This is a genomic window from Colwellia hornerae (assembly GCF_007954355.1).
Lineage (GTDB): Bacteria > Pseudomonadota > Gammaproteobacteria > Enterobacterales > Alteromonadaceae > Colwellia_A > Colwellia_A hornerae.
Genome location: NZ_VOLR01000007.1, coordinates 20,134 through 35,884, shown reverse-complemented (window position 1 = coordinate 35,884; position 15,751 = coordinate 20,134). Strand labels below are relative to the sequence as shown.

The following is a 15,751-nucleotide window of genomic DNA, read 5'->3' as shown; positions in this document are numbered from 1 at the left end:
TTAATATTTGATCAATCAAGAATTATCGTAACTCTCTTCTCAAAATCTTACCTACGTTGGTTTTTGGTAAATCATCTCGAAACTCAACATACTTGGGCACTTTATAGCTGGTTAGGTTGGCACGACAATGTTTAATCAGATCTTTCTCCGTTAAATTTTTATCTTTAAGCACAACAAATATCTTGACCGCTTCACCGGTTGCGTCATGATCTATGCCAATAGCAGCAACTTCTAACACACCCTCATGCATCATCACCACTTCTTCAATTTCATTAGGATAAACATTGAAGCCTGAAACGATGATCATATCTTTTTTACGGTCAACGATTTTAAAGAAGCCGTTATCATCCATAAAAGCTACGTCACCTGTCGCCAGCCAACCTTCTTTAAGAATTTCAGCCGTGTCTTCCTCACGTTGATAATAGCCTTTCATTACTTGTGGACCTTTTACCCACATTTCGCCTGGTTCACCAATTTCTGCATCACTACCATCATCTTTAATAATACGTATATCTGTTGATGACGCCGGCAAACCAATATTACCACTGTAACTTTTTTGATCATAAGGACATAACGTTACTAAAGGTGCACATTCGGTTAAGCCGTAGCCCTCTAATAAACGCGTGCCGGTAACACGTTCCCATGCTTCGCCAACAGAGCGTTGCACGGCCATACCGCCACCAAGCGACATTTTTAACGCACTAAAATCAAGATCTTTAAAACCAGGAGTATTTAACAAACCATTGAAGAGAGTATTAACGCCGGTAATTGCAGTAAAACGATACTTGGCCAGCTCTTTTACAAAACCAGGCATATCACGAGGGTTGGTGATCAATAAGTTGGTGCCACCTAAGGTTAAAAAGGTTAGGCAGTTAGCGGTTAATGCAAAGATATGATAAAGCGGTAGTGCAGTAACGACGAGTTCTTTGCCATCTTCCATCAAAGGTTTTATAGCGGCTTTTGCTTGTAATAAATTCGCAATCATATTGCGATGAGTCAGCATAGCCCCTTTTGAAACACCTGTTGTACCACCAGTATATTGTAAGAAAGCAAGATCTTCACCACAAAGTTCTACTGGCGTGTAAGTTTTGAGCATTCCCTGAGAAACGACTTTATTAAATCTAATGGTGTTTGATAATTTGAAAGCCGGTACCATTTTTTTGACATATTTGACCACACAATTAACGAGCGCACCTTTTACGGTACCCAATCGGTCCCCTAATGAAGTAAGAATGACATGCTCAACCGAGGTATTATCTATGACTTTCTCTAAGGTACTAGCGAAATTTTCAATGATTAACATCGCTTTAGTGCCAGAATCTTTTAATTGATGCTCAAGTTCTCGGGCCGTGTAAAGCGGATTAACATTAACAACGGTCAAACCAGCAAGCAAAGCACCAAACAATGCAATAGGATACTGCAAACAGTTTGGCACCATAATGGCAAATTTATCGCCTTTAACTAAACCTAAATCATCTTGTAGATAAGCTGCAAACGCTTTTGATTGTATCTCTAGATCTCGATAATTTATTTCTGCGCCCATATTGATAAAGGCAGTACGTTCGGCATAAATATCAACGTATTTATTGAACATATCAGATAACGAGGAGTATTTATCTGCATCGATTTCAAATGGGACACCGGGTGGATAACTTTTTTCAAGCCAAATCTTTTGCGTTTGTTGCACTTTGCGACTCCTCTAATAATAGCTTAACTTTAGACGATTATTGGTTTTATTCGATTAATATTTTTATATTTTACGTATTATTTTTTAATCGATATCGTCATTTTATTCTATATGAATGAATTTTTATTTATTAAAACGGATGTTTGAATTTTCTTTTTACGTGATTACTGGTCTGATGTCTATAAATTTTAGCCACGTTTACAATTTTCTCTTTATAAACGGTAACATTTAGAAAAAATCAGCCAATAAACTCTAAAATTTGTCTACTGGTCAGTTCAGGCGCTTCCATATGGAAGTGATGTCCTCCTATTAATTTATAACTGATAAAGTTATCAAACAAGGGACCAAATTCTTTCAAACCACTTTGCACAAATGACAAACCTTTGTCACCATAAATTAATTGCACAGGAATAGTAATATCTTCGATAAACTGCTTTGCTTGTGCTAACGTCAGCCGATACGGAGATGTATTTCTCAAACGACTGTCAGTTCGCCAAATAAAACCGCTATCATCTTCAATAATCCCCCGCTCAACCAGCAACTTTGCCTGTTGAAATTTTAAATCAGAGACTTGCACTCTAGCGTTAATTGCAGAATCTACACTTGGGTGAAGTTTTTTCTTTTTCGCAGAGGGTGAAATTTGTCGATTGCACTTTAACCGACTTAGCATCCCCTTACGTAAATTTTCGGTCGCTTCTTCGGCTTCACCACTGATAAAACCAATTGAATCAAGTAAGGTTAATGACTTAACTTTCTCGGGAAAAGCGGCTGAAAATGCCGATGAAATCATTCCGCCCATTGAATGAGCAACTATATCAACTTTTTGCCAGTTGTTTATTTCCCACAGCAATAACAAATCATAAACGTAATCGATAAAATGATAATGGGCATCCGTACTCCTGTGCGACGACAAACCATGCCCAGGCCAATCTATAGCGATAACACGCTTACCTTTAAAGTAAGGTAGCATAGGTAAAAAACTAGCCGCGTTATCTAACCAACCATGTAAACACAAAACTAGCTCGTCGTTCTTATCGCCACAAGCTAAACCAGTTAGGGTAAGGTCACCTAAGTTAAAGCTGACCTCTTCAACGTTATCTACTATAGGCAAGTGACTACTTCTTTTTAACTGGCGCTGGTGCTTTTCTTACTACAACTCTTCTCGGGTAATAAGAGTAACGAGGCTGCCAGAAAGAAGGAGACGACCAAAAAGGATTATGGATAACACGCACATCGACTTGTTTTTCATCTTTCCATAAGTGTATATGCGACGCTTTTAGTACCGGATAATTATATGCGTGCTCACCAATTTTCCCTTCTTCTGAGGTAGCAACAGTTCCTAGTGCGGTTATGCTGCGACCTTCTTTATAAATAATGGGGTCAAGTAGGCCAGAGAAATAAACACGAAATCGTCCCAGCGTTTCATTACCTTGCTTGGGCATCGCTGATGATTTTAACGGAAAGTGCACAATTTCTAACATACTGTTATCAGCATTATTAGTCACTTTTGCAATAACCCCACCCCAGCGAGCTAGATTTCCCAGTTCACTATTGGCATTATCTCGAACAACTAAAAAATTGGTCAATGTCGCGTTTTCAGCGACCTGCAATGCTTTGGGAACTGCTGAACAGCCACTTATAAAAATGGCACTTACCCATAAGGGTAGCATTAAAATCACATTAAGTTTTTTCATCACACTTTACCTTTTTTAGATATCCTTGCTAACCAAACAATACCACCAACACCGATGCTAAACCATACAACAACCCATAAAAATTCAGGTATGCCAGTGAGTTGTGCTAATGCTGCACCATCGCCAAAATTTCGTCCATCAACCAAGTACCAAGGGCTCTTTACACTATTGAGTAAAATAATCGCCCCTGTTATTTGCAAACTTATCTGTAAGTAACTTAATTTTCTGTATTTAAATTTTAATAAAACGAGCGCTAACAAAACACTGATAATAATCAGCGTTAAAATATCTCTCGCCCAGAAAATTAAAGTCGTCAGTAATAGTAATGCGATAATACCACTCAATATTTGTGCTATTCGTTGATGCATACTCGCGATAAAATAAATACCCATTCCCCATAATGCCGCGCCAGCATAGCCCATAAAACTAATCAAAAAACTTATTCCACCGCGAGTTGTACATAACCCTGCCCCGTTAGAAAATAATTGAATTTGCACAATAGAACCACCGGTCAATAGCGCCGCTAAACCATGACTGATTTCATGAAAATAACTTTCAAGCCATTTAAAAGGTATCGAAATAATAGGAATTTGACTAACAATTAATGCGGTAAACAATATTAACCAAAAGTGATATTTTCTCGAAAAGGACACAGGTTGACTATTCATAGGTTATTTTTCATTATGATAAAAGAGGAATGGCAAAGGACAAAAAAAGACGAGCGCTAATTAGACAAGTAAGTCGATACCAAATACCTGCTGAATATTTTCACGTTGGGCGATATTGTCTACCGATGAATATGCTGCAATGGCGGTTTGGTTTTGCTTTGACGGGCTATCATAATTCGCTTGGCTGCCACTTTTATTAGCAGTTTGCTGGTTACTCTGGCTTGAAAAAGAGACATTACTTGCTGTAACTGTTTCTGATGAACTTGGATTGAGTTGTGCTTGTTGATTTTCAAATTGAGCTTGTTCGACTAAAGCAAGTGCTTGCTCATCGATATCAAAACGTGCAACTTGACTCGCTTGCTGTTGAGTTTGTTGCGCGCTGTCTTTGTTCGTTTTTTCGGTTTGCTCAGTACTTTGCTGTGTTTGTTGGACACGAAAACGATCACGTTGCTCAGCAACCTGATTTTGATTATCAACCGGAAAAGATCCACTTGATTGGGGCGTATACGAATTCGTACTATTTATTTGCATACTGTAAATTTACCAAAGTTTTGCCAAATTACAAAACTTTTTATGTTTTCCCTTAAATAAAGTCTGTTACCTACCCGGCAGCTTTTTCCATGAAACGGTATCACGCACATAAACCGGTTGAGCATTTTCAGCACTAACAGCCTTGCCTTTAGCAAAATAATATTGACCAATTTCTAATAGGTCTTCAGCGTTAGGAAAAAGTATTTCTGGTGTTCCAGCATTAATCTTTAAGGGCTCTAGTTCACCTTTATAAGCATCCCAACCGGTCCCTACACCATAAACTTGCTGATTTTCAGTTAAATATTCACTCAAATACTTAGCTAATTTTTCAGGCGCTAATACAGTATCTTGCAGCGCGGCTTCCATAATACCTTGCTCATTTAATTGATAATAGCCCGCATAGACTTCTGACATACGTGCATCAATCGTCGCAATAACCTCAACTTGCTGATGTCTACTATAAGCTTGTTGAGCCATAGCTTGCAGTGTTGATACGCCAACAACTTTTAAATCAGCGGCAAAAGCTAAGCCTTGCGCAACGCCAACACCAATTCGAACACCGGTAAAACTGCCCGGCCCTTGTCCAAAAATAAGTCCATCTAATTGTGTTAACTTTATATTGGCTTGTTTAAGTAAGCGGTCAATCATTGGCAGTAACAGTAAGCTATGTGATTGTGGTGCTAGCTCAAATTCACTGATCGTTTGGTTATTAAAGGTTAATGCCACTGAACATGCTTCCGTTGAAGCGTCTATTGCCAAAAAATTCAAATTATTCTCTCTAAGATTTATCGTTATTGCTTTTTAAACTAACCATTACTTTGATAATGAATTAAGAAATTCACTGATCGCTTGGTCATTAAATGTTACTGCCACTGAACATGCTTACGTTGAAGCACCTATTGCCAAAAAATTAAAATTACTCTCTAAGATTTATCGTTATTGCTTTTTAAATTAACCATTACTTTGATAGTAAATTAAGAAATTCACTGATCGCTTGGTCATTAACCATTACTTTGATAGTGAAGTAAGAAATTCACTCGCTTGTGTAATATCTCTACTGCGCTTCATCGTCGGTAAACTTTTTAAAAAAACTTCGCCATAAGGACGATTCACTAATCTATCATCACATATTACCATGACACCTTGGTCGGTTACATCTCGAATTAAACGACCAACCCCCTGTTTTAATGCAATAACGGCTTGTGGTAATTGGATCTCAGCAAAAGGATCGCCGCCTCGGCGGCGAACATCTTCACAACGCGCCTGTAACATCGGGTCATCGGGTGAAGCGAAGGGGAGTTTATCTATAATGACACAAGTTAATTTATCGCCTCTAACATCAACCCCTTCCCAAAAACTTGCGGTTGCTAATAAAATTGCTTGTGGATTTTCAATAAACGCGGCTAACAAAAGCCCTTTACTCATCCGCCCTTGAACTAATAAGGGTGATTCAATCTTTTCCGCTAAGATATCTGCAACTTGGTTTAACATCCGATAGCTAGTGAATAATAAAAAGCAAGCGCCTTTACTTGCTGTTATTAACGGTATAGCTAATTCAGCCAGCGCTAGTGCTCGACTATGGTGCTGAGCAGCGGGTAAGTAGCGTGGTACAATTAGCTGCGACTGCGCTTGATAATCAAATGGGCTATCAACAAGTAAGGTTGCGGCTTTAGTTTTTGCTATATTTAAACCTAATTGCTGAGAAAAGTGCTCAAAGCCGCCATTAACCGCCAACGTTGCTGAGGTAAAAACCCAACCCGCTTCAGACTTAGCAATATAGTCACTGAATTTGTCGGCAACACTCAACGGCGTTAAATGTAAAACCACATGCCGCCGGGTTGTTTCATACCAAAAGCTCATACCATCGATATCAACATTCGCCATAATGTCGTATTTAGCGAGTATGTCCACGGCACGATCATAGCAATTATCAATGGCTTCATTACGAGAAATACATAACTTAATCACTTGATAGAGAAAGTCTAAATCTGTTTTTAATGCGGCAAAAGCCTGTTTAAATCTTGGCTGGGCATATTTTTCTCGCCAGTTGCCACGTTCAGGATCATGAAAAAAGAGTAACCGAAATTCTTGTGCCGCTTTTTGGCACTTTTCGGCAGCTCGACCTAATTGCTTCACATCGGTCAAGGTTGTTTTATATATTTGCATAACGTCAGAACATAAATCAAGGATTTGCTTGGTAGAAAAAGCGTCTCCAAAGTATTCACTGGCAATATCAGGGATTTGATGGGCTTCGTCAAAAATAACGACATCAGCTTTGGGGATCAGTTCGCCAAAGCCAGTGTCTTTTAAAGCCATATCGGCAAAAAACAAGTGGTGATTAACAACTAAAACATCTGCTTCAATTGCCTTTTTTCGAGCTTGTACTAAATAACAATCATCAAAGTTAGGGCAATCTTTTGCCAAACAATTATCTGTGGTACTGGTCACATAAGGAAATATGCCCGAGTCTTCAGCTACATCAACAATCTCGCCAATATCGCCGCTGCGAGTCGACGTTGCCCAAGTGCGAATTTTGACAAAGTCAGTCAACATTGCCGCATCTAACTGACCACGCTCTTTTACATAAAGTTCAAGCCGATATATACATAAGTAATTGGCACGCCCTTTTAGCAGAGCAATCTGCGTATTGGTAGCCATGGCATTACGAATAAGTGGAATATCTTTATGATATAACTGTTCTTGTAGGTTTTTAGTGCCGGTAGAAATTATAACTTTTTTTTCAGAGAGTAAAGACGGGATCAAGTAAGCAAAGGTTTTTCCTGTTCCTGTACCCGCTTCTACAATTAAGCAACTCTTTTGTGCTATGGCGCGTTCAACATCTATCGCCATATCAATTTGCGCCTGCCTAGGAGAATAGCCATTAAGTACTTTAGCGAGAATACCTGAGGATGAAAATGCTTGTTCAACTAGGGTCATATAAATTACTACTGATAAATATTATCACCAGTATAAAGAATAAAAAGCCAGAGAGAAATATACATTCTGTTAATGAGAAGGTGAACATCAAAAAATTTAAACAAAAATATCCAAATGAGCAATATCCTCATCAGGTTCATCATGGCTCTTTTTAGGATGAGTAAGCTCATCTTTGTGGGTGATCACATGCTCTGTATCATCATGGTGATTATCTACAATATCATCGGTAATCACTGAAGGCGTTTGTCGATGGTTGTTTTTATTTTTCTGCTGTTGTTTTTTATCTGAATTTTTTTTATCCAAGGCAACATAATGATCATGATTTTCAAGGTGATCCAAATCATCGGTCAATTCGTTAATCGCAGGCTCTTTAGATAGCGCCTTAACACGCAGACGTTCAGGTTTAATCTGCACCGATACAACACGCGTTAATACTGTGGTAAAAATATCCATCAGTCACTTGTCCTTTTATTAAACTCGTTACTTAATTATCGACTACTTTAGACAATTCTTTATTACCTTATGCGATTATTTTATAAGAACTGTTTATTTATTACTTGCTCATTATAAAAATAATCAGTACTGTAAAGCCACTAGAGAATAATCCTCACGAAATCAATTTTTCGTCAGATTATCTAACCCATTTAGCGCTTAAAGTGGCTACCACTTGTTCGTTAAATAACAAAACAAACTATGAGTATAATATGAATATTAACCTAAGCACACTACATCGCCATCATCACCATATCGATTAGCTGCTCAGGTTCATTCGCTGAGGGGCTGTGACCTTTCGGCGAGTTGTATAACTCAGATTTAACCCCCGAAAGAGTCTATCTCTCTCGGGGGTTTTTCGCATTTTATAGGCCTTGAAATTGTATATACACGTACTAGAATTTTGGCCAACGCTTTATTAAAGGAAATACAGACATGACAACAGAAACTCGCTTACGCATTGCTATGCAAAAATCAGGTCGTTTAAGTGACGACACTCAAGCTTTACTCAAACGTTGTGGTTTAACGCTCAATGTTACCGACCGACGTTTATTAGCACATGTTGCTAATATGCCTATCGATATCATGCGCGTACGTAGCTCTGATATCCCAGGTTTAGTGATGGATGGGGTTTGTGATTTAGGTATTGTTGGTGACAACACCTTAGAAGAAGCGGCACTAGAGCGTGAATTGATGGGCCAAAAGTCTCAATACATTCGCACTTCACAGCTTAATTTTGGTGGCTGTCGCTTATCTATTGCCATGCCTGAAGGCTTTGATTATCAGGGCATCAAAAGTTTAGACGGTTTACGCTTTGCTACGACCTACCCACAACTACTCAATCGTTATGCGAAAGAGCAAGGCATTAATGTTGAGTTTTGTTTATTAAAAGGCTCTGTTGAAGTTGCGCCACGTGTCGGTTTGTCTGACGGTATTTGTGATTTGGTTTCAACGGGTGCGACGCTCGAAGCGAACGGTTTAGTGGAAGTAGAAGAAATTTTTAAATCTAAAGCATCGCTCATACAAACAGCGAGTGCTTTATGTAGTGAAAAGCAAAGTATTCTCGATACCTTGTTGCCACGCATTCAAGGGGTAATGAAAGCAAAAGAAAGTAAATACATTATGTTGCATGCGCCAAAAGATAAAATAGCCGAAGTAAGTGCCTTAATGCCAGGTAAAGAAACGCCGACAATTTTACCTTTGGCCGGTCGCGATGATTTAGTTGCTGTTCATGTTGTCGCTACCGAAACATTTTTTTGGGAAACGATGGAAAAACTCAATGCACTCGGTTGTAACTCTATATTAGTTATGCCAATTGAAAAAATGATGGGTTAATGCGCATCACCTTTGGCATTACATCGCCATTGCTGTAATGCCAAAGATCTAGAGTACCTTTCACGGCAAGTAAAGTATTAAGGTTAAAAGTAATGATAAATAAAATGATCGATTGGCAAGCATTATCAAAAAGAGAGCAACAATCAGCACTTGCTCGACCTGCGATAAGTGAGAGTGGTTTACTTTCACAGCAAGTTGAAAACATATTAAATAACGTGAAGCGAAATGGCGATAAAGCGCTTTATGAATTAACGGAAAAATTTGATGGTATAAAGCTAACCACATTAACCGTTACTGATGAACAGATAGTCGCCGCCAGAGCAGCATTGTCCGCTAAAAGATTAAAAGCCATTGAAACGGCTTATGGTCAAATCAAGCGTTTTCACCAAGCACAAATATGTGATGACATTACTGTAGAAACAGCTCCTGGCGTTCGTTGTACCTTAAAAACTGAAGCGATAGAAAGTGTCGGTTTATATATTCCTGCCGGCTCTGCTCCTTTGCCGTCAACGGTACTAATGCTTGGCGTGCCTTCACAGTTAGCCCAATGTCCGCGTACTGTTTTAGTTTGCCCTCCCGATATCAATGGTAAGCTAGCTGATGAAATTCTAGTTGCCGCAAGATTATGTGAAATTGATGAAATTTACACAGTCGGTGGCGCCCATGGTTGTGCCGCGATGGCTTTTGGCACAGAAACCATAAAGCCGGTCAATAAAATATTTGGCCCGGGTAATAAGTACGTTACCGAAGCAAAAAAACAACTCGCTCAACAAGTAAACGGCTTTGCCATAGATATGCCCGCAGGTCCTTCTGAAGTTTTAGTGATTGCTGATGCCAATGCAAAGGCAAGTTTTGTCGCTGCTGACTTGCTTTCTCAAGCTGAACACGGCCCAGATAGCCAAGTTATTTTATTGTCTGACAGTGCTGAATTAATTGCGAACGTTCAAAATGAATTACTTAAACAAGTCGCGGTGCTCTCTCGCCGGACAATAGCAGAACAAGCGCTTACGCAAAGCCGTTTGATTTTAGTGGAAAGTTTATCAAAAGCAGTTGAAGTCTCTAACCTTTATGCGCCTGAACATTTAATTATTCAAACCAATAATGCCCAAGAGTTATTAAAAACCTTACGCAATGCTGGTTCGATATTTGTCGGTGAATATACGCCAGAGTCTGCAGGCGATTATGCCAGTGGTACCAATCATGTTTTACCGACTTACGGTTATTCAAAAGTAATTTCTAGTTTATCGTTAGCCGATTTTTCTCGACGATTTACCGTGCAAGAAATCACTAAACAAGGCTTGATGAATATTGCCGAATGCATCACTGAGCTCACCGATGCCGAGGGACTGGACGGCCACAAACGCGCAGTAACCATCAGGTTAGAGGAATAATCATGTCAACAATAGCCGATAAACTTGCTCGTGCAGAACTTGTTGATATGGTGCCGTATCAATCAGCAAGACGACTTTATGCAAGCGGAAGTGACTCATCATCTGCGACAAGTAATAAAATTTGGCTTAATGCCAATGAAGCATCAGGTCCCGGAATATACACTATAGAGAGCAGTTGCATAAACCGCTATCCTGATTTTCAGCCTGACAACTTAATCAATGCTTATAGTGAATATGCCGGATTATCGCCTGCTAATATTCTTGCCACGCGCGGTGCTGATGAAGGCATTGAACTGATAATCCGTACTTTTTGTAAAGCTTATCAAGATAGTATATTAATTTGTCCACCCACCTATGGTATGTATGCCATTAGTGCAGAAAATCACGGTGCAGATATTATGCGCGTGCCATTAGTGGATAACCAACTTGATGTTGAATCGATAAGATCTCAAGTGGGTAACGTTAAAGTGGTGTTTTTATGCTCACCGGGTAATCCGACCGGTAATGTATTAACCACAGATTCAATTCGAACCGTACTTGATATGTTTGGTGACAGCGCAATTGTTGTTGTTGATGAAGCTTATATTGAATTTAGTCCTGAAACTAGTACCGCAAGCTGGTTAAAAGATTATCCGCAATTAGTGATTCTTAGAACCTTATCGAAAGCATTTGCCTTAGCGGGTTTACGCTGTGGCTTTACTTTGGCTAATGCTGATATTATCACTATGCTGAGTAAGGTTATCGCCCCTTATCCAATATCAGCGCCAGTAGCTGACATTGCCAGTAAAGCATTAGCAAAACTAGCGCTTGAACAAGTAAGTATCCGTGTTCAAGAAACTGTAATTTTACGTCGCCAATTATTTGATTGGCTGAAAGACCAAGACTGGTGTGCTAAAGTTTTTAACAGTGATGCAAACTTTATTTTATTTCGCGCCGTAGATACAGAGACTAAAAACTTTATTTTCGATTGCCTAAGACAACAAGGTATTTTAATTCGCGACCAATCTGCGCAACAACAATTAGCCGATTGTTTACGTATTAGCATAGGTAGTGAACGTGAATTATCGCTACTAAAACAAACGATTATTAATGCAGTAAAAGAGACATAAAATGCTCAATACAAAAAAACAAAACATACTATTTATCGACAGAGATGGCACTTTAATTGAAGAACCTATTTCTGATAAGCAAGTAGATACCCTTGAAAAATTGGTTTTTGAGCCTGACGTTATTCCAGTGTTATTAGCACTGCAAAAAAAGGGTTTCCGCTTAGTGATGGTGTCAAACCAAGATGGCTTAGGAACGACAAGTTATCCACAAGCCGACTTTGATTTACCCCATAACAAGATGATGGATATTTTTTCCTCACAAGGCGTTATATTTGACGATGTGTTACTTTGTCCGCATTTTGACAATGAGAATTGCAGTTGTCGTAAGCCTAAACTTGGCTTAGTAAGTGATTACTTACAGCAAGGGAAAGTAAACTTCGAAAACTCTTTTGTAATTGGCGATCGAGATACCGATATACAACTTGCGGCTAACATGGGTATTCGCGGAATAAAATATAATAGAGAAAGCTTAAATTGGTTGGCAATTTCAGCACAATTATTGAACCAACAAGAACGTGAAGCGAAAGTTGTTCGTACCACTAAAGAAACCAATATTAACGTTGCGGTTAATTTAGATAAAGTTGGCACGGTAAAAATTAACACCGGCTTAGGCTTCTTCGATCACATGCTCGAGCAAATCGCTGCCCATGGTGGTTTTTCATTGGAAGTAAGTGTCGATGGTGATTACCACATAGATGAGCACCACAGCGTTGAAGATACGGCACTGGCACTTGGCCAAGCACTAAGAAAAGCATTAGGCGACAAACGTGGTATCGGTCGTTTTGGCTTTGTACTGCCAATGGATGAATGTCGAGCTGAATGTTCTATCGATTTATCGGGTCGTCCGTGGCTTGAATTTGATGCCGATTTTACCGATAACCGAGTAGGCAACATGTCAACGCAAATGGTTTCACACTTTTTCCGTTCACTTGCCGACTCTATGGCGATTACCCTGCACCTTTCAACAACCGAAGGTAATTGTCATCACCAGGTAGAAAGCTTATTTAAAGTGTTTGGCCGAGCGTTACGCCAAGCCATTACGGTAAGTGGTGATGTGCTACCTAGCACCAAAGGTACCCTGTGATGTCTGTTGATAAAACAATGATGAACGTTATTGTTGATACTGGCTGTGCCAATCTTTCTTCAGTTAAGTTTGCGGTAGAACGTTTGGGCTTTAAAGTGACCATCACTGACGATATTACCCTCATTAAAAATGCCGACAAAGTGATACTGCCAGGTGTTGGCACGGCAAAACATGCCATGGCAAACATTCGCGCTAAAGGACTGGTTGAAACGTTGCAAAACTTAACTCAGCCAGTATTGGGCTTTTGTTTAGGTATGCAACTAATGTGTGACTCGTCAGTAGAAAGTAGCGATGGCGAAAAAGTTGAGTGTTTGGGTATCATTCATACTGATATTATACCGCTCAACGCTGAAAATAATAGATTGCCGCATATGGGTTGGAACACCTTAACATCTGTTACCGACCACCCAGTATTTCAAGGTATAAATATCGGTGACTACTTTTATTTTGTCCATAGTTTTGCCGCGCCAATAAGTGAATATACCTTAGCCACTTGTCAATATGGCTCTAGCTTCTCCGCGGTGATCGCCAAAGATAATTTTATTGGCTGTCAATTCCATCCCGAGCGTTCAAGTAAATTAGGCAGTAAAATTATTAAGAATTTTTTGGAGTTAGCCCTATGATGATCCCAGCAATTGATCTAATCGATGGTCAAGTCGTACGATTATTTCAAGGTGATTACAGTCAAAAAACTAATTACCAATACACAGTGCAAGAGCGCCAACAAGCTTACGCAAAGTCAGGCGCAACCGTAATGCACTTCGTTGATTTAGACGGTGCTAAAGACTCAACAAAACGCCAACTTGAAACCTTAAAAACCGTGGTAAAGCATCCAACAATGACGATTCAAGTCGGTGGTGGAATACGTTGTGAAGACGATGTTAAACAACTACTGGCATTAGGTGCAGACCGTGTCGTGATTGGTAGTTTAGCGATTAAGCAACCTGAACTGGTTACTCAGTGGTTAAAAACCTATGGTTGTGAAAAAATTGTTTTAGCCCTAGATATTAAAATTGATGCTGCAGGCAATAAAACCCTTCCTACTCACGGCTGGATTGAAGACAGCGGCGTTAATTTAGAAGACCTACTTGCTCAATACCAAAACGCTGGCATTAAACACGTACTATGTACTGATATCAGTAAAGACGGTACGTTAACAGGTACCAATGTCGATTTGTATAGCGAGGTTTGCGCGAAATATCCAGAGATTCAATGGCAAGCTTCAGGCGGTATTGGCAGCCTTGACGATATTAAGGCTTTAATTCCAACCGGTGTTAGTGGTGTTATTTTAGGTCGTTCGTTACTTGAAGGTAAATTCACACTTGAGGAGGCAATTGCATGTTGGCCAAACGCTTAAGTTATCGGCTTGATGCCTTGAATCTTGCATTGATTGAGCAAAGTACAAAGGTTGAAGTTTTATGTTAGCAAAAAGAATTATTCCTTGTCTCGATGTACGTGATGGCAAAGTAGTTAAGGGTGTCCAATTTAGAAACCATGAAATTATTGGTGATATTGTACCACTCGCCCAAAAATATGCTGCTGCAGGTGCTGATGAATTAGTTTTTTATGATATCACCGCTAGCTCTGATAATAGAGTGGTTGATAAAAGCTGGGTTAGCCGTATTGCTGAAGTCATCGATATACCCTTTTGTGTTGCCGGTGGTATAAAAACCGAGCAAGATGCAAAAGAAATCTTAATGATGGGCGCTGATAAAATATCAGTGAACTCCCCTGCTTTACGTGACCCTAGCTTGATATCTCGTTTGGCAGATGTTTTTGGCCAACAGTGTATTGTGGTCGGCATTGACAGCTTTTATGATAAAGAAACCGGTTTGTATCAGGTTTATCAGTTTACTGGTGATGAAAATCGCACCCAACAAACCAAGTGGACAACCTTTGATTGGATCAAAGAAGTTCAACGACGTGGCGCCGGTGAAATCGTTTTAAATTGTATGAACCAAGATGGTGTTCGCCAAGGCTATGATATTGCGCAATTACAAAAAGCACGTGCGGTGTGTAATGTGCCTTTAATAGCATCAGGTGGTGCCGGTGAAATATCGCATTTCGCTGACGTTTTCAAACAAGCCGATGTAGATGGCGCACTTGCTGCAAGTGTTTTCCATAAAGGCATTATTGAGATAAACGATTTAAAACAAACATTGAAGAATCAAAATATAGAGATAAGATTATGCTAGTAACCCTAGAAAATATCACCGAATTAGCTTGGGCTAAAATGGACAGTTTAATACCAGCGATTATTCAGCATCAAGATACCGGCGCTATTTTAATGCAAGGTTATATGAATGAAGCATCCCTCAAAGCAACGTTAACTACGGGTAAAGCCACATTCTTTAGTCGCTCAAAACAAGCCCTTTGGGTGAAAGGTGAGACATCAGGGAATTTTCTCAATGTTAGTCAGGTTCTAACCGATTGTGATAACGATAGTTTGTTAATTGCTTGTCGCCCTATTGGTCCAAGCTGTCATTTGGGGACTGAGTCTTGCTTTCCTGAGCAGAAGTTAACGCAGCAAAATTTCCTCAGCGAATTAGAGCAAGTTATTGCTAGTAGAAAAGGTGGCGATCCTGAAAGCAGTTATACCGCGCATTTATTTTCACGAGGTACGACTAAGATAGCGCAGAAAGTCGGCGAAGAAGGTGTTGAGGTTGCACTCGCTGCTGTTGCTGAAACCAAAGAAGACTTACTCGGGGAATGTGCTGACTTGTTCTACCACACGCTCGTTTTACTTCAAGATCAAAATATTGAAGTATCTGAAGTGATGGCAGTGCTACAAAAACGCCATAACAAATAAGTAAAGTTAATATT

At 39.6% G+C, this 15,751-nt stretch carries 16 protein-coding genes; 8 read left to right on the top strand and 8 right to left on the bottom strand.

The features are described from left to right. Window positions 1-22: 22 nt before the first annotated feature. The 8 genes from fadD to ESZ26_RS06230 form a co-directional block, all read right to left on the bottom strand. Window positions 23-1,687 (bottom strand): long-chain-fatty-acid--CoA ligase FadD, encoded by a 1,665-nt coding sequence (gene fadD, locus ESZ26_RS06265; protein ID WP_146798900.1) that lies wholly within the window; start codon window positions 1,685-1,687, stop codon window positions 23-25. 238 nt (window positions 1,688-1,925) lie between these two features. Next, window positions 1,926-2,798, bottom strand: a complete 873-nt coding sequence (locus ESZ26_RS06260; protein ID WP_146798899.1) for an alpha/beta fold hydrolase — start codon at window positions 2,796-2,798, stop codon at window positions 1,926-1,928. Window positions 2,799-2,802: 4 nt separating this feature from the next. Further along, window positions 2,803-3,381, bottom strand: coding sequence for a Slp family lipoprotein (locus tag ESZ26_RS06255; RefSeq protein WP_146798898.1), 579 nt, complete (start codon window positions 3,379-3,381; stop codon window positions 2,803-2,805). Continuing rightward, window positions 3,381-4,049 carry a M50 family metallopeptidase gene (locus ESZ26_RS06250; RefSeq protein ID WP_146798897.1) on the bottom strand — a complete coding sequence of 223 codons (669 nt, stop codon included), beginning with the start codon at window positions 4,047-4,049 and terminating at the stop codon, window positions 3,381-3,383. Before ESZ26_RS06250 ends, ESZ26_RS06255 begins: the two co-directional genes overlap by 1 nt. Before the next feature lie 60 nt (window positions 4,050-4,109). After that, the gene (locus ESZ26_RS06245; protein WP_146798896.1) at window positions 4,110-4,580 is read right to left on the bottom strand and encodes a hypothetical protein; all 471 of its coding nucleotides are present in this window, start codon (window positions 4,578-4,580) and stop codon (window positions 4,110-4,112) included. 66 nt (window positions 4,581-4,646) lie between these two features. Next, window positions 4,647-5,348, bottom strand: coding sequence for a tRNA (adenosine(37)-N6)-threonylcarbamoyltransferase complex dimerization subunit type 1 TsaB (tsaB, locus tag ESZ26_RS06240; RefSeq protein WP_146798895.1), 702 nt, complete (start codon window positions 5,346-5,348; stop codon window positions 4,647-4,649). Window positions 5,349-5,588: 240 nt separating this feature from the next. Beyond that, complete coding sequence (gene yoaA / locus ESZ26_RS06235) at window positions 5,589-7,517, bottom strand: DNA repair helicase YoaA (protein ID WP_146798894.1); 1,929 nt, start codon at window positions 7,515-7,517, stop codon at window positions 5,589-5,591. 96 nt (window positions 7,518-7,613) lie between these two features. Next, window positions 7,614-7,970, bottom strand: coding sequence for a hypothetical protein (locus tag ESZ26_RS06230; protein WP_146798893.1), 357 nt, complete (start codon window positions 7,968-7,970; stop codon window positions 7,614-7,616). 474 nt (window positions 7,971-8,444) lie between these two features. Here ESZ26_RS06230 and hisG point away from each other — a divergent pair, with 474 nt between their 5' ends. The 8 genes from hisG to hisIE all read left to right on the top strand — a co-directional run bounded on the left by hisG (window position 8,445) and on the right by hisIE (window position 15,737). Next, the gene (gene hisG / locus ESZ26_RS06225; RefSeq protein ID WP_146798892.1) at window positions 8,445-9,344 is read left to right on the top strand and encodes an ATP phosphoribosyltransferase; all 900 of its coding nucleotides are present in this window, start codon (window positions 8,445-8,447) and stop codon (window positions 9,342-9,344) included. Between the two features lie 92 nt (window positions 9,345-9,436). Then, window positions 9,437-10,735 carry a histidinol dehydrogenase gene (hisD, locus tag ESZ26_RS06220; RefSeq protein ID WP_146798891.1) on the top strand — a complete coding sequence of 433 codons (1,299 nt, stop codon included), beginning with the start codon at window positions 9,437-9,439 and terminating at the stop codon, window positions 10,733-10,735. A gap of 2 nt (window positions 10,736-10,737) precedes the next feature. Beyond that, window positions 10,738-11,844 (top strand): histidinol-phosphate transaminase, encoded by a 1,107-nt coding sequence (hisC, locus tag ESZ26_RS06215; RefSeq protein ID WP_146798890.1) that lies wholly within the window; start codon window positions 10,738-10,740, stop codon window positions 11,842-11,844. A gap of 1 nt (window position 11,845) precedes the next feature. Next, window positions 11,846-12,928 carry a bifunctional histidinol-phosphatase/imidazoleglycerol-phosphate dehydratase HisB gene (gene hisB / locus ESZ26_RS06210; RefSeq protein WP_146798889.1) on the top strand — a complete coding sequence of 361 codons (1,083 nt, stop codon included), beginning with the start codon at window positions 11,846-11,848 and terminating at the stop codon, window positions 12,926-12,928. Further along, window positions 12,928-13,551 carry an imidazole glycerol phosphate synthase subunit HisH gene (hisH, locus tag ESZ26_RS06205; RefSeq protein ID WP_223271570.1) on the top strand — a complete coding sequence of 208 codons (624 nt, stop codon included), beginning with the start codon at window positions 12,928-12,930 and terminating at the stop codon, window positions 13,549-13,551. Before hisB ends, hisH begins: the two co-directional genes overlap by 1 nt. Next, window positions 13,548-14,285 carry a 1-(5-phosphoribosyl)-5-[(5-phosphoribosylamino)methylideneamino]imidazole-4-carboxamide isomerase gene (gene hisA / locus ESZ26_RS06200; RefSeq protein ID WP_146798888.1) on the top strand — a complete coding sequence of 246 codons (738 nt, stop codon included), beginning with the start codon at window positions 13,548-13,550 and terminating at the stop codon, window positions 14,283-14,285. Before hisH ends, hisA begins: the two co-directional genes overlap by 4 nt. 61 nt (window positions 14,286-14,346) lie before the next feature. Continuing rightward, window positions 14,347-15,123: an imidazole glycerol phosphate synthase subunit HisF gene (gene hisF, locus ESZ26_RS06195; protein WP_146798887.1), complete on the top strand. Its 777-nt coding sequence runs from the start codon at window positions 14,347-14,349 to the stop codon at window positions 15,121-15,123. Further along, window positions 15,117-15,737 carry a bifunctional phosphoribosyl-AMP cyclohydrolase/phosphoribosyl-ATP diphosphatase HisIE gene (hisIE, locus tag ESZ26_RS06190; protein WP_146798886.1) on the top strand — a complete coding sequence of 207 codons (621 nt, stop codon included), beginning with the start codon at window positions 15,117-15,119 and terminating at the stop codon, window positions 15,735-15,737. Before hisF ends, hisIE begins: the two co-directional genes overlap by 7 nt. The last annotated feature ends 14 nt before the right edge of the window (window positions 15,738-15,751 follow it).